Here is a 23,157-nt window from a genome sequence, read left to right on the forward strand (position 1 = left end):
GGCTGTTTGAGTCAGTGTACCAATAACTGCATTAGTAGCTTCCCAAACAAAGGCATTACCAGTATTTGTAACACTTCTTGGTGACCAGGCATTACTGGTGGAAGTTGTAGTAATTGACATAGTCGCAATAACAGGAGGTCCTGGAGCAGGAACATCAATACTCCATCCGTCATTAATTAGGTTGTCATAACCAGGCTGTGCATTTTCGGTGATTCCCTGATTTCCAGAAACTGTAAGAATCCCTCCGGTTTGACCAAAGGCATCTAGTTGATTAACAATTCCGTCCAAGGTATTCGACGTCAAAAGGTTGGCCGCAATTTCGACTCTTGTTAATAATGGATTATTCGTAATATCCAAATCTGTAAATAAATTAGTTCCAATTCTAAATAAATTCAAATTTGGGAGTGTTGAAATGTCTAAAGATGATAGTTGGTTGTTACCAACATGAATATTTTCTAATAGAGTGGCTTGGGTCAAATCAAGTGAAGTAAGATTAAGAGTATATGCCTGAAATCTGGTAAGTCCTGTAAATCCGTCATTACTTGTAACCGTTATATTGATAGGGCTGCCATCATTTGCACTAAAATCAAATGTTGGAATATTCGCAATTTGAACCTGAGTTCCAATCAATGCATTTGTTGCTTCCCATGTGAATGCATTTCCTGTATTTGTTATACTTCTTGGCGACCAGGCGTTACTTGAACTAGTAGTGGTCATTGTAATTGTCGCAGTAATCGGCGGCCCTGGAACAGGTACGTCAATCGCCCACCCTTTATCAATTAAACTATTGTAATTTGACTCTACAGCCAGGGTCAGACCTTGATTTCCTGAAAGGGTTAGAATACCATCAGTTTCATCAAAGGCATCAACTTGAATAAGTAAAGCATCAAGAACCGGAGAAGTCAATAAATTACTAGCCAACTCTAATCTGGTAAGTAACGGGTTGTTGATTATATTCAGAGACGATAAATTATTGGTTCCAGCTCTTAACAATTGCAAATTAGTCAGAGTACTGATATCTAACGTAGAAATCTGATTGTTGCCTATGTGAATATTTTCAAGTTGTGTTGCATCAGTCAGATCAATTGCAGTCACTTCTAAAGTATACACCTGAAACCTAGTTAATCCTGAAAAACCATCAGCGCTAGTAATTGATATGGAAATCGGGCTTCCATCGTTCGCACTGAAATCAAATACAGGAACATTTGCAGTTTGAGTTAATGTTCCAATAAGGGCATTACTGGCTTCCCATACAAGGTCCGCTCCAGAATTAGCAATACTTCTTGGAGACCAGGTGGCACTTGAAGAAGCTGTGGTCATCGTGATTTCCTGACCAAAAGTAATAGAAGAGGAGAAGACAATTAATAGAATTATGAGTAACTTTTTCATCATATAGAATTAAAATTTAATAATTTCAGAATATTAGACAAATATAAATAAATTAATAACCATTTAAATCAATTTAAATGAATTTAAATGAATTTATTAACACTAATCTAAAGCAATTATTCTAGTTTAAAATATCATAGCAAATATCTTACTGGAAAAATACAAAAAATCTTTTAAACTGCCATTTTTATTGGTTAAGAATAGCAAAAGGAAGCCAGCATTTACCATTTCGCTTCCTTTTTTAGATTCTAATGATTTTTACATATCAATACAAATCAAAATCCCATTTTCGTGGCATATTTTTTAAAGATATTTTTGTTTTTGTTTTTTCCATATCCGTAGCCATATCCATACGCGCCTCTCCTGTGATCGGTACCATTGATCAGCATCGCCATGTTCTCTAGTTTTTTCTCATGAAATAATTTCTCTGGAATGTGTAACATTCTTTTGTCTAAGAAATTAGATTTAACAACATAAATGGTTAAATCGGCATACTTGCTTATTTGCATGGTATCCGTGACCAACCCTACAGGTGCCGTATCAACTATAATATAATCATATTTTTCCTTCGCTTCTTTAAAAAGATGGCTAATTCTTTTACTCATAAGGAGCTCTACTGGATTTGGAGGCACGTCACCAGAATTAATCAAATTTAAGTTGTGTATTGTAGTATACTTTTCCGTGATTTCGTTCAGAGATAAATTTTCATTCTTGATATAATTTGTTACACCCAGTAAATCTTCTAGATCCAAATATTTATTAATTTTTGGAGCTCTCAAATCCATTCCAATTAATAAGGTCTTTTTTCCTGAGATGGCTAAAGAAGAAGCTAAATTAATAGCAGTAAAAGTCTTCCCTTCTTCGCTTTGAGTTGAAGTTACAAAAACAGTTTTACAAGACTCTTTATTATCAAGCATAAAGTTGATATTTGTACGAATATATCGAAAGGCCTCCGCAATATTTGAATTATCAATATCTTTAATAAAATATTCTTTTTTAGCGGATGTTAACGGTATGTCTCCCAAATATGGAATCCCCAATTTAGTTATGTCTTTTTCATCATGGACCTTTGTGTCCAATAGATCTTTAATATAGATAACTCCAACCGGTAAGAATAATCCGAATAATACAGACGCTAGATATAGTATGACTTTCTTAGGATAAACCGGAAGTCCATTGCTATAGGCTCTATCAATAACTTTGGCTTTTTCAACCCGAACGGCATTAGAGAGAATAGATTCCTCTCTTTTCTGCAATAAAAATAGATAAAGTGTATTTTTAGTCTCCTGTTGGCGAACAATGTCCTTATATTCTCTTTCTGTTTTTGGAACAGATGCAATTCTGGAGCTAATTTTTCCACCTTGGGTATTCAGCGCATTAATCCGAATGTCTGATGAAGATTTTAAGGATCTTAAACTGCTATTGAGATTCTTTTTTAAGACTTCAAGCTGAGAATCTATACCAACAATGATAGGATTGCGAACACTGGAACTTTTCAGCACTCTATTGCGTTGCAAAACGAGCTCGTTATATTCTGAAATTAAATTAATAATGCCAACATCCGATAAGCCTATATTTCCAGGCAAAAGTTCACTTCTATCTCGTTTCTCCAACTCTTCAAGCATATACCCGATCAATTGTAGCTGTGTATTCGCAGCCACCAATTCTCTTTCATTCAAGGAAGACGATTCAAGGTAATAGTTAGCCCCTTTCTCAGAATCAAGCATTTGATTCTTAGACTTAAACTGTTCAGCTGTTCCTTCAATAGCGACTAATTCATTTGAAATCAATTCCAATCTCAAATCCAAAAAGTCTGTTGTGGCCTGAGCTACCATATTCTTATCATTCATTCCATCAGCATTATATTGTTCAATTAGATTGTTAATAATGGCGATGCCTTTTTCCTTTATTGATTCTTCTAGGGAAATATTTAATACACGGGATAATTTTTCATTAATTGGCTTAATAGAAATATTAGTCATAAAATAATCTACTGCTCTGTCTACAGGAAACATTTTTACAATTATTGTTTCACCAATAAGTTCACCTTCAAAATTTGGATTTAGATCAATACTTATCCTGCTTTCATTTATAAAATCATCATTGCCTAAATTTGCCTGGAATTTTTCACCAAACAGTTTTCCACTAACAGAATTTCCGTCAAAATCAGTAAACTTCAATTTAGTTGCTGATAAAACCTTGATTTTAAATTCAGTTTTTATCTCATCCTCAGGAAAATTACTTGAACCAATATTTACAAGTATAGGGAAGTTAGGATATTGTTCCTTATCATATGGTGAATCTTCAATGAAATAAAGAACGTTCAACTTTAATTCACGTACTACATTCTGCATTAAATTTCTTGACTTTAAAATTTGAATTTCATTTTCCAAAGTCCTGTCTTCACTGCCAAAGAGGCCTAAATCTTCAAACGAAGATAAATCTGAAATAGATTTTCCCTCCTCAATCTCCTTTATCAAAATTGATGCACTAATATAAAATTTTGGTGTCAAGGTTCGCACCGTAATAAAAGTCACAATACCAAAAAACAAAACACTAAAGATAAACCACTTATAGTGAGACGCATACTTCTCAAGAACTTGTTTAAAGTTTTTGGTATTATCAAAACTTTTATCTGAAAAACGTCCGAAATTCATATATCTAATTTAATTACCCTCCTAACTATGTGTAAATAACGTATAAAATTAATAAAATTGTGATAAGGAGTGCTATTTATGACAATTATTGACGCATTTTTAATAAGATCTTTTTTTTATCATCATTTCAGCATCCAAAAAAAGAATTTCACATAACCATTCTGAAATAAACAAATGACATCCACTGAATAACAAAAAAAAAGAACCCCTTAAGGATTCCTTAATTTTTATATTAATTTCACTAAGCACTTCTTTTATGCTTAAAGACAATGTTAAAGATTGCACTAAAAAAATACCTCATATCAGTTGTATACGGATTTCTGATTTTTTCTTCCAAATACTCTTTTTCAGATTGGAGAACACTCATGACGTTACCATCTCTATTCAGTGCCACATAAGGAGGTATGCAACCAGGAATTTGCGTCAACCTCAATTTCTGCATTTCCCTGGGAATATCTTGAAAATACCTTTCAGAAACGGGTCTTACCCCTACCAGTTTTAATTCACCTTTCAAAACATTATATAACTGTGGAACCTCGTCTAGCCAAAACTTTCTCATAAATTTACCCCATTTAGGGATTCTAAAATCATTAGCCGGTTTACCAGTTTTTGCATAACCGTATGCATTTACCATATAATCCTGCAAATATTCACTATAAGGATGCATGGTTCGGAACTTATAAACTCCGATAATTTTTCCATTTTTACCCAATCGTGGCATTTTGTATACAGGTCCATAACTCGGATTCTCATCAAAATAAGGTTCTCTAACTTTCTTTACGACGAAATATAATAAACCGTCTATAGTTTTATAATCCATGATCCTGAATCCACAACTTACCAAGCGTCCTAAACCTTCTGCTTTAGAAAGCAATCTATCATTCCCTTTGGTAATATCAAAGTAATATTTCTTAGTCAATGACACTTTAGGGAAAATTCGCTTTATCAAAAATTCTGTTGCAAAATAAATACTTCCAAGAACAGGAATTTTGTTTAGAGCTATCCTCTCTCTTCTCGCAGTAAACGTTTCAAAGCAACCAACCATTACTCCTCCATTTTCAATCTTGGAATTAACCTTTTCCAAATATTTATTGATAAATCTTACGTCATTTAATTTTTGCAGACTTACCAAATTGTTGAGCTCATGTACTCTTTCCAAACGTCTACTGTTATGCTTTAAAATAACTAAAGAATCAGCGGAGCAAATATCTACGTAATTCTCGCAATATTTAACCACCTCTAGGCTAGAAACATTAGATATTAATTCTCTGTTTTTTTGATAAACAGGATTATTCAATTTGTGAATAATCGAATTTCTATTTCTTAACAATAAGAAATCTTCACACCAATTTAAAAATGTTTCTTGAGTAATATTTTCTCGCCTGCATATTTCTGCGACACTGGTTTCACCTGACTTTCCTTCAATCACTACGCGAAACTTATGATTCTCCGTTATGCCTTCTGTTTCCTTCTGTTGCTTAACAGCAGGAGCAGACAAAAACTCTTTAGTCCACAAATTAAATGTGCTAACTGCAATTCCTTCATTCCTACACAATTCCTCGATTGGAATAACATTACTCTGCCCATCCATAATGATTCGAATTTTCTCATCTTTAGTGAAAAATTTCTTGGTCTGAGGGCCTCTCATTGATTTTTTAACCGGTCCGAAGAAGTTACTGCGATAGCTTCGGCCATTTAAATCATCAAAAAAAATAGGTTTTTGTAATTTTGTTATCATAGCAATTATTTTAGGGGATTGACATGAAATATTCCTCCTTAAGGACAAATCTTTCCTGTATTAAATTCAAAACTATAACCCCTAAAATAAATTTGGTGAATTGCAATATGAATCGAGAGCCAATTTTCATCATGAGGGGTTGATAAAATTGAATAGATTATTTAATCTCTTTTTCTAGTTGGTAAATATACATTTTTTTTTTAAAAAAAAGAAAATATTTTATTCTTTTCTGCTGATTAATCCCCTATTTTTAACGAATAATTGGATTGATCAATATTAATCGAGGGCTGAAAAAAAATTGCTCTTCTATCTTGAAACAAAGAAGATTCTTTTAACCATATTTTTTGCATTTTGAATAACATATTCCTCTGCCCAATGCCAATTGTTATTATGCCATCGTTGGGGATGGAAATTAAACATGATTTGGTCAGGCAAACCGGACCTGTTTAATGCGGAAATAATATCATCAGTTGAATGAAAACTATGGTCATATTTTGATTTTACTTTATCTCTCACGCTTACTTTATGTCCATCCCACCTTCGTCCTGTATCAGTCAAGTACAAAACTTTGTCAAAATCAATATCATAATAAGGTTCTCCAATAAGATCCAAAGCCTTATAACCATATTTCATCCATAACTCCTTATTATCAAACTTGGATCTTGGGCTACCATGCATGCAGATTGTTGATACGGGAACCAATTTTCTTAGGGCCTCAAGATGTTGTTTAAATTGATCCCAGGCTTTAACCAAATTTCCATCTGCAGTATCCATTGTTTCATAATGATAGCCAACTTCATGACCGAGTGATGCTATTTTTTTAATAATCTTCTCGTTCCAACTTTGAGGAACAGCCCTGAAATAATAAACGCCTTGGATACCCAGGTTATGCTGAATCTTTGCAAATCTTAAAGAATGACTTGGTAAATCATCAACATCATGACGAAGCATAACAACCCTGTCATTTGGGTCTTTCAAGTAGTCGTCAAAAGTTTGAAACGAATATTTTTGCTCTAAAAGAGCTTCAAGTAGCTCCTTGTATTTTTTTACTGTAAAATCCATTGTCGGCCTCTTACTAATTATTAATTAATCACAATTTTTTTAGAAACTCTTTTTCCACCTATTATGTTCATGTTTATGATAAGGATTGATCCTTTTTTCACCTTGCTAATATTGATATTAATTTCTTTTAAATTAGCTTTTCTTTTGATTAAAATATTACCCATAATATCATACACTCGCAGGTCAACAATTGTATTAGTGGCTTTAACTATTAACTGCTCATCCTCCTGCTTAATAGTGATCTTATCTTCAACATGTGAATTATTTTCGAATTCCTTTTTAACTCCAAAATATAACCTAAACCTATCCTTAAATTCCCCTTGTTGATTCTCTTTAAAGTAATAATCCGATTCCTTTAGATCATGAAAAACTTTGAGTTTCCTATCTAAAAGCAATATTTTTTCATCACGAAGCTGACCTTCTAACCTCGAGATTCCAATATGGTATTGACCAACTTGTTTGGCATCAAATCCTATCTTAATATTTTTAGATCCACGCAATTGTCCAAGACTTTGTACAGCATATTTTTCATCACCAATCAAGGAATAGAACGTCAAAGGAATTTCTCGGTTAATCAATTTTCCATCATATCCGGTATCAAGCTCATCTGTTGCCGCTTTTTCAAATCCAATAAGAATTTGTTTCTTAATATTCTTGTCATTGGCTATCTCAAGCCAGATCCTGTCTCTTTCTTTTTCTTTGTCATTTTTAGTCTTTGAATTGGATTTAAAAAAGGTGTCGTTTTGACCACCTTGCATAATATTGTTTTCAAATCTAAAAGTAGAACTACCTTCGTTTGCAAGAATCATAAAACCTTGACCTGAGGCAATATAATAGGGATTTGGAATTTCACTACTATTAGATCCTGCTTTGGTATAGGTTATATAATCGTCTTCATATTCTCCAGAAACATAATTTGAAGCATGGGTCCAAAAATAAAGTGTCCCATCAAATTTTGAAATATTCAAATCGATCAAAGCATCTGCGTCAATCGCAGATGGAAAAGGGTTTCCCAAAAGGTTTGTGAGATCCGAATCGTCAATATATGGGAAAGTGGATATAGATACATCTATGTCTTCAAAGTTTGGTAAACCGGAAAAGTAATATTCAACTGTCTTTGGGTAACCCGCATCATCCGGTCCATCAACTGAGTAGCCCTTACCAGGATTCATTAAACCTGTGGCTTTAAACCAATGTCTATATTTTATTAAATTTGGACCTATATAAATAGGATTCAATTCATCTGGAACATAGTGAAATATTCTATTTGGATCAACACCTTCATTTGCAAAAGCTTCATTAAGTTGTAATCCATTAACCGGAGAAGACCAGTATGTAACGCTAAAATTACTATTGAGCAATGAGGTCTTTTCCTTTTTAGTAAAACTTCCAGTAACAACAACATTAGCATTCGGATCATCAATGATCAAAGATTCGGTATCACCAACTATCATACTACCTTCTACATTTAAATCTCCTTTTAGATTTATGGTCCTTGTTGTATTATTATCAAAATTAAATACAGCACCAGTATTGATTTTTAAATTTTTCGCATTAAAATTAGAATTCACCAAATTAAAATCCCCTGCAATAATAGCATTCATGTTTGAATTTGGATTCCCGTTAGTCCAACTTGGCTCCCATATTGTAATCCCTGAAAAATCAATTGGATATTGATAAAAGGAAAGTAATTCGGGTCCTGCTGAAGAGGTGTTTTTAATTAAATTTGAATTAACACCAGGTAAGGCACCTAAATTTGATATGGTCGCAGATTCCCCTGGGTAATTAGATAAGGTGAGAAAAATACTCTTGTTTGAAATTTTTAAATCCAAAATAGTTGCACCATTCGCATTCTCTAGTTCAAATGTTTTTAAGGCTTCATCTGCATCTGCTACAAATAAATTTTGATCAGTTTCAATGACAAGCGTTACATCATCTTCTAGATAAATTTTTACAATATCTGGAGACTTGAACAAATCAGGTAATAAACTATTATCACCCATATAAAAGTCATATTTGACAAAAGGAAATATTCTGTCGGCAAAATCTTTATATCCATTTATATAGGAAAAATGGCAAAAATTGCCATTATCGTTATATTGAGATAAGCCATCAACATTAATAACTTTAATATTCGTGAAATCATTTGACAACAATCTTTGAGCCTCCTTTGAATACATTATTTTAGGCATATTATCGGGATAATTACACCCATTGATCGTTTGAAAGATATAAATAAATTCAATATTTGGGAAATCACCAGACCCATTACCTATCCAACTATCAACTAAGGATAAAAACTGATTATAATAATTGGATAAGCTACTACTTGTATTTTCGCCCTGTGACCAGAAAATCGCTTTCACATCATTAGACAAACCTGTCTTTTCAAGACGGTATTTTAACCTAAAATAATTATTTGTTACTGGAGTAAGTTCACCTGAACCGCTATTGTTTTCCAAAAAGTATTGTATCGGCTTACCTCCTCTAGCACCATTAAAAACCGCTATTGGAACACCTTGATCTAATCTTATTCTATTTGCTAATCTAGCGCCCCATTGTCCAATATTCCCATTATCCTCTCGACCTCCATCAGCATCTGCCACATACCATTTGTTGTTTGATACTAAGTCATTATCATTATTTGATGTAGTCGCACTCTCTTCATAAAATTGAGTTCCACTGGCATATACTCTAATAAAATTATTTTCTTCTGTTGAGGCTGAACCATCATACAGTCTAGCTTCCGCATTAGATTGTCCCTGGATAATAAAAACATCTCCGGCCACTATATCATTTCCATAACCAACAGGCAGATCAATTGTAGTACTATTGCCTCCTTTAATTAATTCGATTTCAAAATAATGATTCGAAAATTCAGCATCAATTTCCGTCTCAATTGAAAAGGAAGCTGATCCTACAGTATATATCAATGCATCACTATACTCCTTACTATACGATCCATCTTCTAATTTCCTGACAGTGATTTTGATGGTTTGGTACTCTGGACTATTATCAACATATCCTGAGAAGACTACCTTTCCTTTGTTCTTAAGATCTCTGGCAACAAGCTGTTTATCTAAAGGGATTGTATAAAAAGTTATTGGTCCTGATGTAACCTGCGAGAAAGAGATACTTTGAATTAAAAACATTATACCAAAAAGAGCTATCCTAAAAAAATTAGGCACAGCACTACTCTTTATAATAAGATCAATCTTACTAAAAACAGGTTGTATCTGGGTCATTCCTTTTTCTATTATAGCTAGCATCATCTAATTGCTAAGAATTTCCCACCAATAAATTTAAAACAATATAATAGCTTTATATCATTTTATTTTGAGGGGAAAAGTAACTTATGTTTTATTATTTATTCATAAAATCTTGCATGTGAAAATAGAAAATATTTAAACATGGGTAAAACATATTAAGGAGTTGTAACAAGTTAACTTCATTCTTATGTTTATATTCTAATCTGCTTTTTTTACAAAAAATTTTCTTTTACCACTAGGCTCTCGCTCAATATAAGAGACAATATTTATCTTAAAAGAAATATCATCACCAATTTCTTTATGAAAGTATAATTTTATTAATGAGGACATGACTTCACTATACTTGGGTCCTTTTACCAAATCAAGTTCAAATTGATCATCCGCCTTTTGAACAAATCTAAACTGGTATATAGCTCCATCAAACGATTCGTTTAGTGCATCCCGAATAATGAACGGAAATATCGTGGCACTTTTTACGGTACCATCCTGACATTTTATAACATCAGAATTTCTTCCTTTAATTTCCTTAATAATTCTGGAAGTTCTACCACAAGAACAGAAGTCTTGTGAAATTACTAACTGATCTTCATTTCTATAATTAATTAAGGGCATTCTATCGTTATACAACTCAGTAACATAAGCATTGTTGTCCTCATCCACATGAATATACACTATTTCTTCATTGATATGCATTGATCCCTTTTCGCATTCTGCTGCGTAAAACCCGCTTTCAGCGGATCCGTATTCATTGGCCACTTTACAATTGAAAATTTTTTGAATAAACTCCCTTTCTTCTTCCAATAACATCTCAGATGTTACAATGGCAACTTTAAGCGAGTCTGATTCGATTCTTAGATTATTTCTATCTATTAAAGTGGCAAGTTCAAAAAGGCCTGACTTATACCCTCTAATAAATTTTGCATTAAAACCATTGATTTTTTTCACATAATTATGAATGGTCTTATCATTCAGGTTAAAAACATCTATATCAAGCCTGTTTTTAAACATCATTATCAATTTGTTGATAAAAGAGAGGGAGTTATCATCTTTTCCTTTTATCCTCCAGACCAATATATTCTTTTCAAAAAAATGAACACCCCACCATTTATGAAATCTCATTTTTGCCGCAAATCGGAAAGATTCCGCTAATCCCGAAATAACAATTTTCAACGGTGTTCCTGTGGAACCGCTAGTACAATGAATATAATTACTACCATTTTTCTCATTGGTCAAAAAATCACTATTATTAACAATTTGGCATTTTGTCAAAACATGAGAAGAATTATTGAAATCATCTAAACTTTTATAAGTCACGTGATTTCCATTTATCTTATTCTTGTAAAACAAGGTTTGATTCTGTGCTTTTTTTGTCAAAATATTTAGCCTTTCTAATTGATTAGCCTCAATTATTGTCCGATCAAAATATTGACTCCTCTCTAATTTCTTCAAAATAGAAAACGGGTTTACAGGAAGTTTTCTTTTTAAAAATCGAAAAGATAAAAAGATCCTATACAAATGTTGAACAAATATGTCTGAAAGTTTAACCATCTCAATAAATACAAAAACTTCTATTGTGAGAATATTTTATTTTGATTAAGATCTTCAATAAGTAAGTTCGTTCTTCTATCAACTCCTTTTTTAGACAGATGATATATTTGATCAAACATCATGTCGCTTTCCATAGCATATCGGTCTGGATCTCCAAGTATCTGAAGACCAGATGCCTCCAATTCTTTCTTCACCTGACCCACTTGTGCCTTTATTGTTTCAAGAGAATGCATATCACAACCCGGATAGGTTACAAACAAAGAACCTCCAAGCGCCTCAATTACTTTATCAAATGCTTTTATCTCGTTAATAAGCTCGTAATTAAATTGACCGCGGATTGGATGAACTTCCGGAAATCCCCTTGTCTCTAAATTCCAATGAAAATTTGAGTCTCCATATTCATTAAATATATGACGTCCGTAAACGTCCTTTTCTTTTTCGTAAAAATATTGACTGTAAATAAACTTCGATTGAAAATAAATTGGAATTCCTTTGATAAGGTTAGGAATATGCTCCTTTCTCAAAACAGAGAATCCTGAAGGTTGTACATCCATCAATAACCTTAACAAATCATTTCCTCCATACGCTTGTTTCCCAAAATAATGTTGGTATTCGGGCGCAAGAACCACAATATCTCCTTCTTTTAACCTCGGTATGACATCATCCATCATATAAACCAGACCGAAATTTATAGCAAGTGCTGCATTAATAGGGTTTAGCCCTAATTCACTTTTCACTTTTTCACTATCCAATCCAAAAACTAGATTTGAGCCTCCGACAAACACAATTCTCGGAGTAGCAACATGCATCAATAAAGAATCTTTTTCCGTCTTATAAGCGATCATGTTATTCTTTGAAGCAGGCGTCGCAGGCAACATAATTCCAACAAAAAAAAGCAGCCCAAATACAACAAAAAAGATGACTGTTTTAACTATAAATTTTCTCAAATCAGTACTCTATTAATTCTAAATTAAATTCGCTTGTTCGTTTCAAATCACTAAAACTGAAAGTAAATAAACTCTTGCTGGGCACCTCTCATATAAAACATCAAAAGAAGTATTCCATAATAAATTGCCCATCTAATAGGTCGTTTTAAATTTTGACCTAATCGAGCTATTGCGTGTTCCTGATCTCTTCCTAGCCATTCAATGACTATAAAAAAGATCAGTACATAAGTCATATTCATCAGATTCTCCTGACCTTCAAAATTCACACTCATAAAAAAGGAGGAAGAGAACATTTCAGCTAAATAATCAAAGGCATGTCCAATATCTCTAGCTCTAAAAAAGACCCAGGCTATAAGTGTTAAACCAAATGTTGTCAGCATTTTAAAGACATCGTTCAAACCTGGCAGCAATTTGCCCTCGGCTACCACTTCAATATTTTGTCTGTTTTTCTTGGCTAGTAGTAAGGGAAGAAAATAAATAGCATTCAAAACTCCCCATACAACAAAAGTCCAATTCGCTCCATGCCAAAATCCGCTGACAACAAAAATGATAAAAGTGTTACGAACCTTTTTCCAGGTTCCCCCTTTACTTCCGCCCAAGGGGATATATAAATAATCCCTAAACCAAGTTGATAAAGAAATATGCCATCTACGCCAAAACTCGGCAATATCTCTTGAAAAATATGGAAAGGCAAAGTTCTTCATCAAATCGAATCCAAATAGTCTAGATGTACCAATGGCTATATCAGAGTATCCTGAAAAATCGCCATAAATCTGGAACGCAAAGAACAGCGCTCCAATGAAGAGGGTACTTCCTGAATAATCTCCTGAATTATTAAATATTTCATTTGCAATTTGCGCCGAATTATCTGCAATAACCACCTTTTTAAACATACCCCATAAGATTTGTTTTAAGCCATCAACAGCTTTATTATAATTGAAGGTCCTTTTTTTATAAAACTGAGGTAGTAAATTGGTTGCTCTTTCAATAGGACCCGCTACCAATTGTGGAAAGAAACTTACAAAAGCTGCAAAAGCAACAAAATCCTTTGTAGGTTCAAGTTTCTTTTTATAAACATCAATAGTGTAACTCAAGGTTTGAAATGTATAAAAACTTATTCCTACCGGAAGTATTATATTCAAACTACTCATGTTAAACTCGCTTCCGAAAAATCTAAATGCTGTAACAAAATTATCAAGAAAAAAATTGTAATACTTAAAAACACCTAAGAAACCTAAATTTACACAAATACTAATCCAAAGTAAAATAGTTCGTCTCGAACTTCGCGTCTCATCTTTCAATTTCATGCCCACTGTGTAATCCACTAATGTGCTGAAAAGAATTAAAGATAAAAAACGCCAGTCCCACCATCCGTAGAAGACATAACTTGCTACAACGATCAGCAAATTTTGAAGCTTGACATTCTGATTTATCACAAACCAGTATAGTATAAATACTATAGGTAAAAATATGGCAAAATCCAAGGAGTTAAATAACATACTTTATCTATTTTCGAATTCTATTTGATGTTTTTTTAACAAAATACCTGAGTTTCCCATTTGATTCTCGGTCAATCTTATTGACATACTTAAAAAGTACTTTTAATTCACCACAAACTTTAGTATTTACATTTTTTCTTAAAAAACCTTCAATACTCGGTTCATAATTTATGTCCTTGATAATTTCGAAGATTAGTGAATTCCCATTTTGAATAACTTTGAATTGTTTAATAGACTTATTGAATTTAATTTGCAATTCATTGAACATACCAATAAAGATTAGGCTATGCTTTTTTGTCCCGTCATTACAGTCAATATAATCGGCCGTTCTTCCTACTATGTGATCAATAACTTTTAGGGTTCTTCCACATGAACAGCCTTTTTCAGAGAAAATTACTTTATCCTGGTTTTCATAGTTAATCAAAGGCATTTTGTCATTGTACAATTCCGTAAAACATAAATTATTCATGTTATCAGTTGTCATTAAGACTGATTCCTCGTTAACATGCAGGGAACCTTCCGGGCATTCAAAAGCAAATTGCCCGCCATCTGCTGCTCCGTATTCGTTAGCTACTTTAACACCAAATACATCCTGAATAAATCGTCTTTCTTCGATTAAAAGCACCTCAGAAGTAACTATAATTAATTGAATTTTTGAATCCTTTATTTTTAACTTATTATCATACATCAATCTGGCAAATTCTAGAACACCAGATTTATATCCTCTAAGATATTTCGGGCGAAATTTTTCAATTGCTTTCACATACCCATAAATCGTATCAGCATTCAGGTCAAACACATCAATATTCAGTCTGCCATTTAAAAAATATTGAAATTGCTTCAAAAAATTTTTTAAAAATGAAGCCTCCTTCTCTAATGACCTCCATATTAAAACATGTTTATCATAAAAATCAAGACCCCACCAATTGTAGAATCTCATTCTGTTCGCAATTCTATACGATTCTGCCCGGTTCGAAACTTTTACTTGTAAGGGCGTTCCCGTTGAGCCACTTGTTGCATGAACAACAAAACTTTTCATGAAAGGGTTTTCTAAATTTTTAGATTCGTTTACAATTTTTTCCTTGGAAATTTTTGGGAATTGTTGGTTGAAATAATCAAGATCCTGAAAGGGCAACCTTACTTTATCTTTAATACCATAATAGTATGGCACATTTGAGCATGACGTATTTATCAAATCATTTAATTTTGATAATTGAAATTCACGCATTACAGATCTTGTCCAATATTGAGAATCGTTAAGTTCCTTCAATAATTTCCATGGATGTTGATTAACACCTTTAATTGTATTTTTGCAATTAAGATAAAATCTATAAAAAAGTTTTCTCATTTGAAAAACGGATATAGCTTAATCATTAGGAAACGCTAATCTTTTAATTCTTGTGTTTTTGCTTGGATAATGAACTTATTTTGATAATCATCATTATCCTGAAGTTGTTTGATACTTTGTGGGAAATTTTTTACCATCCATTCTAAATAGTCTGTAAACGAAATTTTTTCAGATAGTAGTTTTTTTTGGTTAATGGTATAATCGTGATGACCACGTAATATTTCCACAGCTTTATCAATCGATTTTAATACATCTGATTCTGATTCCTTAAAATTATAGACGATTCCATATCGAGACTCTTCCTCATCTGTATAACTTCTGCCATCATCATCAATATATATTGCGGGAACACCTAAAACAGCACTTTCAGAAGCCATTGTTGCGCTTTCACCATATAACAAACTTGCCGAAGCCATAACGTCATGCATTTGTTCAGGTGGTATACTGATTCTATAAGCATCCAGTTCGTCTGGAAGTTCCTTTTCAGAAGTTATATAGACTTTTCCAAATTTGCTGAACTCTTTTACAGCCTTAACTTTATTGGTTTCACTAATCCCATTGTGACCATAATCATGATTTGCTTGCCAATTAACAAATCGCACGATAGTATACTTTTCTGAAGGGTCAATGTTAAGGATTTCATGCCCATTGTTCTTGTTTTCAAAATATTTTGGATGCAAATAGGCCAGTTCCATATAGCCCTTAAATTTCAAATGTTTTTTACCTAAATCATATTTAAAAACATCTGGTGTAAATATATTTGTTGCAAATGGTTGGTAAAATTTTCTATTTAAAACTTCACTATCGGTATCATCTATAACAATTGATGGAACATTCAGTAATTTTCCTACATGAGTAGTATAAGCACCTGTAAAAGAGATAAAAATATCTGGTCTGAACTTGACAGATTTAAAAAACAAAGCTAAATCTATATAAAACATATAGGAAAGTTTACCTATCACAGAATTTTTTCCCTTTCCTCTATTATAAAATGGAATATCATAAAAATCAAGAAGCTCCTTCACTGGATATCTATCCCTGGCAGAAACAAAAATTTCGTGCCCTTCTTTTTTCATTATTGAAATAAAATTTCTAAAATAATGAACATGAGCCGGATGACCAATGTCAATAAATATTTTCATGTTAAACGTATTTAAAAATTTAGACCCAACCAATCATTCCAAGTTTCTTTTTCGAATTAATCTCAATATCATATTCTTCACTCATAGCCTTGGAATTCTTTCCAAAAGTCCTTGTCAACTCATTGTTGTTACATAAAAATTCAATGCTATCAGCAAGACTAACGGCATCCCTCTCAGGAATGAGCTTACCATTGTAATTGTTTTTACAAATTTCAGGTATACCAGATACTTCTGTGCTAATTATTGGTAAGGAATAATCCAAAGCTTCCATGATAACAACAGGTATTCCATCCTGATCGTTTTTCAATGCTACTGAAGGCATAACAAAGGCATTCAGTTTAGTGAAAAACTCTTCCTTTTGCTCGCTATTAATGGTGCCTACAAACTCAATATAGTCACCAATATTATGAGTATCAATATATGTGTCAAAAGTATTCTTTAAAGGCCCGTCTCCTGCCAGCAACAATTTCATTTTAACAGATTCTCTCTCCGAAATAATTTTAACTGCCTCTAATAAGTATATGATTCCTTTTTTTTCTAAAAACCAACTTAGAAGTCCGATAATAAAACAATCACTATTGGATTCTTTTTTCTCCAACTCTTTTCCTCTTCTGAATACACCAAGTCTCGATAATGCTATTTTATTGCTAACGCCATAATTATCTTTTATATAGCGAATATTGTAGTCAGAAATACTAAATGCCACTTCACTTTCTGAGGTTAGCTTTTTGAACCACTTGTTCTTAAAATAAATGTCGTAGGCATGAAAAGTAAATGACACCTTTGGCTTATTTCCATAAAATTTCTTAATCAAAAGGCCTACCAAAGGGGCCTGCGTGGCAAACTGAGCATGTATATTAGAAGATTCTGAAAATAAAGACATATCCATTTTCAGAAACCACAGGATACTCTTCGTCCCTACTACAAAATTATAATCCCATCCAAATCTGTGTAAATTTCCGAAGAAAAAAAACAGCGTAATCCATATTTTTTTAATTAGGAATTTATTTGAACCAGGCTGTATATAAATGTTTACACCATTATTTTTAAGGGTATTCAAATGTTCATCATAGAAATTCTTTTGACTTCTTAAAAGAATGAGATCATATGTAATAACCCTGGAAAATGCTATTAATTCATCCATCATCCAAGGTGCTAAATTTTTTATGATATATTTCCGCTGCTCCATAGCTCAGGTCTTGTTGAAATGTGGAAATTTATCCGAGATAGATTCTTTACCAAGAAAATCTGCTAATTTTTTAAAACCCATTTTATCTCTAATATTCAATATTATAAAATCTTCGTTGGGTCTATTCCTGAAATAATCAAATACAAAATCTCGATGTGCTTTGAATTCTTTAATCTTATCATCAATATTCGGATAAACACCTGTTTTTTTATACGTCCAATGATACATTGAATTTTTCCAAGATTCTTCATCTCTTTCCAAATAAATAAATTTGCTGCTTGGAAATGTTTTGTCTAAAAGAGGAATCATATCTTCTTTTAGCCATGGAAGATCGTCAAAAGAATCAAATTTAGATGCAATTTTTAAAATATCTTCAATTCTATTATTGGCATATTTCCTCCTCCAAATGACTCTATTAAATGAAAAGTTTCGATATCCTAATTGAACTAATGATTTGCCCAGGCTTGTTGTGCCTGTTTTATTAAAACCAATGCAAAATACTTTTGCTCCATAATCTGATTTTCTAAGTTTTGCTTTAGCAATAACTGATTCGTGTTTAATCTCTAAATAAGTATCTATTATCCTTTTATTCATTGCGATTCTCCTATAAACTCCTGACAAGTGATATTAATATTTTACCGTCCTTCCTTGGCACAAAAGTTTTATACTTTGCTGCCTTATTCCAATATAAAATTGCCTTTTTATAGGCTTTCATTTTAACCAAATAATTTGCTTGTCTTCGGTAATGATTTGAAAAAAATAAATTTTGTTCTTTCTCTGAAATCAGATTCAAATAGGGTTGAATCTTATGTACATAAAATTCTCGTGTTTCGAATGTCTTTTCAGGGCTTGGGTCATTGTGTCCATATACTTTTAGACCTACAATCGAATTAGAGCATGCCATAAAATTCGAAAGGACTCTAACAAGAAATTCCAAATCCTGTTGGCGTTTCATCTCTTCATCCCATAGTCCTGTTGTTTTGATAACAGAACTTTTTATAAAAATATTAGAGCCACTCCCTATCCTGAATCGATCAGTTATTAGCGGTGCCAATATATTACCCTGATAAGACTGATGTTTTTTCTTCCATAATTGATTTTCTTCAAAATAATAATCAGCATGAACCAAACCATAACTATTATTTGACTTCTGAAGAATATCCCTTTGACTTTGAAGATAATCGGGTAACCATTCATCGTCATCATCCAAAAAAGCTAGAAATTTCCCTTTTGAATTAAGAATGCCAAAGTTCCTTGCCCCATTGGCCCCCTTTTTTCTTTCATTCTTGAACAATCTTATCCGGTCATCCTCCAGGCCTTTCAATAATTCTTCAAGATGATTCTCCAAAGGATCATCATCAATAACCAGAATTTCAAATTCTTGACAAGTCTGGCTAAACACACTTTTTAATGCTCTGAGTAATCTGTCTGGTCTCTTAAAAGTTGGAACAATGACACTAATCAAATTATTCATTGACTTTGATTAAAATTTGAAAATACAAGGATTTTTTTAGCGATAATTAGTAGAAAATTAAATTCCAAATTATTTAGGACAAAATCCTGTATTGTGATTTTTCTTTACCATCCATCTGTTAAAGTAAAATACTGCCCTCAATTTGTTATTGGCATAGGCAGTAATATCAACACCTTTAAATAATTTAAGGTATTTAGATTTTATATAAGTTCTCATGACATCGCTGAAAAATATTCTAAGGTAACTTTCAACGAATCTTGCTCTGTTTAGGTGCAAATATCGAATCATTAATTTACTTTGTATGTTCCAAAAAGCAATTTTGGGATTCTTGTTACGCCCCCCTATGGACACACTACCCTTATGCCATAAGATTGCTTTAGGTGTATATATAAGCTTAAATCCCTTCTCCATTGCCCGTAAAGCCCTATCAATATTGACTCCATTAATCCAGAAATACGGTGAATAACCTCCTATTTCTTTATAAATATCGACCGAATGAAGCACAAAAATATCATCAATCATATCACTTTCAACCACCTTATCATATTGACCTTCATCCTTCTCATCCACACCCATCCTTATAAAAGAAAGAGACCTTTTATTTATACATTTAAATCCTACAAATTGTAGGACTTCCGGTTTATCATAGTGATATACTTTTCCTGTAACAAGAGCTTTATCATTAAATTCCTTGCTAGTCTTCACCATTTCTGAAATCGCATACTTATCAATAATTGTATCATTATTCATGATCAAATAGTACTTTGGGTCCAGCTCCAACCCTTTATTTAAACCAAAATTTGACCCTTTTCCGTACCCAATATTGTCGACAATTCGATGATAAAGCAACTTATTATCAACAGGTAGATTTTTCTCCAATTGATCAGCATTTTCTGGCGTAGAACCATTATCGATAAGCATAATCTTAAAATTTTCATATTCAGATTCAAGTAATGATTCAATACATTTTAAAGTATAATCGTTTTGATTGTAATTTAATAACAATACAACAACAAGATCTTTCATCATTTAAATTTTTATTTTATTAAGACATTATTTATTTCTTTAGTATAGAATACTTTTCTTGCACCCAAATACATAGCAAGAAAAACATACCATGATTTATGTCCAGAATGGCTAAACAAAGACAAAGGCAGAAACCAATTCATATATTGAAGTAAATCATATAAATAATATACCAAAAACAATATCAGCATAAAAGTTTCTAATGAATTTGCATCAAATTGATGATTTCTCAAATATTTGACATCCAAAATCATAGTTTTTATCAAAATATAATATATGGGAATAAAGAAAACAAGTCCAAATATACCAGACATTGCTATGGCTGCCAAAAATGGATAATCAGAAGCCTCAAAGCCGGCTTTATCACCTTCACTTGTTCTCCATCTATTGTCGAACCCAGTACCAAACATTGTGTTTTCAATAATTAATTCTTGCATAAAGTCTTTTCCTAATCCCATTCTTGCATCTTTCTTTCCGGCACTTGTCTCGCCATGTTGAATAACATAAAGTGTTTCTTGACCTGCAACAATTCCTGCTTCTAAATATTTAGGAAAAGTCAATTGAATGATCCCAACAATTAGAAGAGCATAGACCATAAGTCCAATAACTCTGGATAAAGAAATAATAGACTTGTGCCGGAGATAATTATAAAACATTAGTGATAAAGCAATTATAATAAATGTCCCAAATATATTTCGTCTGATTATTGACAATAACCAGCAAATAAACATAAGAATAAATCCAATATAGATCAGTTTTTGATATTTGATTCTAAATTTAAATGTCATGCCAACGGCACCCATTGTAATCAATAAAGGCATTAATCCATAATTTACCATTAAGAGTCTTTGAGTATCCACAAAAGACCGGTCCATCACTTTTACGGGTAATATATCCAAACCCATCATATTCGTAACCAGAAAGAGTATTATGACAAAGATTGATAAAGAAATAAAATACTTTAGGAATAATTTATAACTTCTTAAATAAAATTCATAAACCATTATAAAAAGAACAATGTTAATTACACCATGTCTCATCTTAACGAATGATTTAACCAAAGAATAATTAAGATTGTTTTTCAGCGTAGGGACAAAGAAACCAAAGACTACCAGATAATAAATACAAAATATTATAAGCGCATTTCTCAAACCAATAAAGGATTGATCATTGTTCTCTTCTGAATTCTTCTTTATAGCTACATAGCATGCCATAAGAACGATCATGATCAAGTCAGTTACATTGATTCCTCCATCACCGCTATCTTCACCCAAAGCGAAAAGGATCCCTCCTGGATTAGTAAATACTAAAAACGAAATCCAGAATAAATGATCTACTATTTTACTATAATTACCTAATTTCTTCAATTATAATTCATTCTTTCTTTTAAATATTCCCCTTGCCTTTTGCATTATAAAATCCCTTTCTCCCTTTTTTAAGAAAAAATACAAATTTACAATTAAAACAAAACCAACTAATTGCAAATAAATCGGAGTATCTTTTAAAAACAATAAACTAACGGAACAAAAAAAGGCATACAGCATTATTTTCAAATTCTCCAACTGGATTTTCAATTTGATTTCATATCTCCAAAATAAAAAATAGGTAGCTAAAGTCAACAGTGGTATAATTGTGAATTTTGCCATGTAGCCATAAAGACCAATTATTGGAACCAAATAATAAACTAAAAAGAGGCTAATGGAATTAATTACCAGGCCGAAAATCAAATAACTTTTTAACCTTCCAGTAGCGTAAAACAACTGAGATAAAATGGAACTCCAGATAAAAAATATTAAAGAACCAAAATGAAAGGGCAGATATTTTGTGGCATCAATAAATTCCATGCTGTAAAAAAAAGGAATTATCCAGTCTCTTATCGAGATTCCAACAATAATAAAAGGCAGCGCAACAAAAGTGATCAATCTGATCACTCCATTAATAACACCAATTATTTCCTTATCTGTCTTAGATTCGCTGAGCCTGGGATACAAATAAGTATAAACAGATGGCAAAATAAAACCTACAAAAAGGCCCGCCCAACTTGTAATTGGTGTATAAACACCTAATTGATTAATTCCCAATTCGTTTACTACGATTGATCTTGTGGTAATTTCTATAAAAATAAAATAGGTGCCTCCAATTACTCCAACACCCATATATGCCAATAATTGTTTAAAATAGGGTTTGTCGAATATGGCTTTTCTTATGTCTTTAAAAGTGATGCTATATTTTTTCATGACATTTTTTCTCATTAAAGAATACGTCACAAAAAAAGCTGTTACAAATGATAAAGTAACATAAACAACGGCGCCTGGTATTTTAAAAAAATAGATCAAAGGCAAGAAAATTATCAGATTTATGATAATTACAAGTATTTCTGAAATTGCAAAAGATTTAATCTCTTTAAAAGCCTTTAATGGCGCTCTAGCCGTTGTTGTTAAAATAGTTACTGGAAAGGCGATAAAACCAATCTGGAAATATGTTTTATATTGAATATCCCCAAAGACATAAAGTGTTATTTCATCTGAAAAATAATATCCTAAGACCGTCATGACTATGGTTAAAGGAATAACCATAAGAATATAGGTCTTAATTATTTTCGAAATTTTAACTAAATCAAATTCTTTCCCATTCTGCTCCGCAATCAGTTTGACCATTCCATCTGGTAAACTTGATAACGAAATATTTCTTAATTGAGAAATTATGTAATGAAGCTGATCAATAATCCCTGCGCCAACCGTACCCAAAAATACCGCGATAAATTTTGCGCGCAGCACACCAACAGTAAATTTCAATACTTTTGGGCCAGCGAGCATTAAGGTGTTTTTCGCAAGAATTTTTAGTTCCATAAAATCAATGAAATAGCTTA

16 protein-coding genes are annotated in these 23,157 nt (G+C 32.3%); all 16 read right to left on the bottom strand.

Annotation, left to right across the window (positions count from 1 at the left end; all coding sequences use genetic code 11):
- Positions 1–1,392: leucine-rich repeat domain-containing protein (locus AABB81_RS06160; protein WP_483099685.1), on the bottom strand; the 1,392-nt coding region annotated here is incomplete at its 3' end.
- A 272-nt stretch (positions 1,393–1,664) separates the two neighbouring features.
- Complete coding sequence (locus AABB81_RS06165) at positions 1,665–4,046, bottom strand: GumC family protein (protein ID WP_342159307.1); 2,382 nt, start codon at positions 4,044–4,046, stop codon at positions 1,665–1,667.
- Positions 4,047–4,287: 241 nt separating this feature from the next.
- The gene (locus AABB81_RS06170; RefSeq protein ID WP_342159308.1) at positions 4,288–5,784 is read right to left on the bottom strand and encodes a sugar transferase; all 1,497 of its coding nucleotides are present in this window, start codon (positions 5,782–5,784) and stop codon (positions 4,288–4,290) included.
- 306 nt (positions 5,785–6,090) lie between these two features.
- The gene (locus AABB81_RS06175) at positions 6,091–6,846 is read right to left on the bottom strand and encodes a hypothetical protein (RefSeq protein ID WP_342159309.1); all 756 of its coding nucleotides are present in this window, start codon (positions 6,844–6,846) and stop codon (positions 6,091–6,093) included.
- Between the two features lie 20 nt (positions 6,847–6,866).
- Positions 6,867–10,118, bottom strand: a complete 3,252-nt coding sequence (locus AABB81_RS06180; RefSeq protein ID WP_342159310.1) for a sialate O-acetylesterase — start codon at positions 10,116–10,118, stop codon at positions 6,867–6,869.
- Positions 10,119–10,313: 195 nt separating this feature from the next.
- Positions 10,314–11,489, bottom strand: a complete 1,176-nt coding sequence (locus AABB81_RS06185; RefSeq protein ID WP_342159311.1) for a phenylacetate--CoA ligase family protein — start codon at positions 11,487–11,489, stop codon at positions 10,314–10,316.
- 194 nt (positions 11,490–11,683) lie between these two features.
- The gene (locus AABB81_RS06190; RefSeq protein ID WP_342159312.1) at positions 11,684–12,610 is read right to left on the bottom strand and encodes a hypothetical protein; all 927 of its coding nucleotides are present in this window, start codon (positions 12,608–12,610) and stop codon (positions 11,684–11,686) included.
- 50 nt (positions 12,611–12,660) lie between these two features.
- Entirely contained in the window at positions 12,661–14,109 is a 1,449-nt protein-coding gene (locus tag AABB81_RS06195) for an MBOAT family O-acyltransferase (RefSeq protein WP_342159313.1), read from the bottom strand.
- A gap of 7 nt (positions 14,110–14,116) precedes the next feature.
- On the bottom strand, positions 14,117–15,304 hold the full coding sequence (locus AABB81_RS06200) for a phenylacetate--CoA ligase family protein (protein WP_342159314.1): 1,188 nt from the start codon (positions 15,302–15,304) through the stop codon (positions 14,117–14,119).
- A gap of 188 nt (positions 15,305–15,492) precedes the next feature.
- A complete protein-coding gene (locus AABB81_RS06205) occupies positions 15,493–16,599 on the bottom strand; it encodes a DUF354 domain-containing protein (RefSeq protein WP_342159316.1) in 1,107 nt (368 codons plus the stop codon).
- A 19-nt stretch (positions 16,600–16,618) separates the two neighbouring features.
- A complete protein-coding gene (locus AABB81_RS06210; RefSeq protein ID WP_342159317.1) occupies positions 16,619–17,788 on the bottom strand; it encodes a glycosyltransferase in 1,170 nt (389 codons plus the stop codon).
- A gap of 3 nt (positions 17,789–17,791) precedes the next feature.
- Positions 17,792–18,382 (bottom strand): sulfotransferase, encoded by a 591-nt coding sequence (locus tag AABB81_RS06215; RefSeq protein ID WP_342159318.1) that lies wholly within the window; start codon positions 18,380–18,382, stop codon positions 17,792–17,794.
- Positions 18,383–18,392: 10 nt separating this feature from the next.
- Entirely contained in the window at positions 18,393–19,262 is an 870-nt protein-coding gene (locus AABB81_RS06220) for a glycosyltransferase family 2 protein (protein ID WP_342159319.1), read from the bottom strand.
- 69 nt (positions 19,263–19,331) lie between these two features.
- Positions 19,332–20,291: a glycosyltransferase family 2 protein gene (locus AABB81_RS06225; RefSeq protein WP_342159320.1), complete on the bottom strand. Its 960-nt coding sequence runs from the start codon at positions 20,289–20,291 to the stop codon at positions 19,332–19,334.
- An 8-nt stretch (positions 20,292–20,299) separates the two neighbouring features.
- Positions 20,300–21,655: a hypothetical protein gene (locus AABB81_RS06230; protein WP_342159322.1), complete on the bottom strand. Its 1,356-nt coding sequence runs from the start codon at positions 21,653–21,655 to the stop codon at positions 20,300–20,302.
- The gene (locus AABB81_RS06235; RefSeq protein ID WP_342159323.1) at positions 21,656–23,137 is read right to left on the bottom strand and encodes an oligosaccharide flippase family protein; all 1,482 of its coding nucleotides are present in this window, start codon (positions 23,135–23,137) and stop codon (positions 21,656–21,658) included. It lies immediately after the preceding gene.
- Positions 23,138–23,157: the final 20 nt, after the last annotated feature.

It is taken from the genome of Lutimonas vermicola (assembly GCF_038433205.1).
Classification (GTDB): Bacteria; Bacteroidota; Bacteroidia; order Flavobacteriales; family Flavobacteriaceae; genus Lutimonas; species Lutimonas vermicola.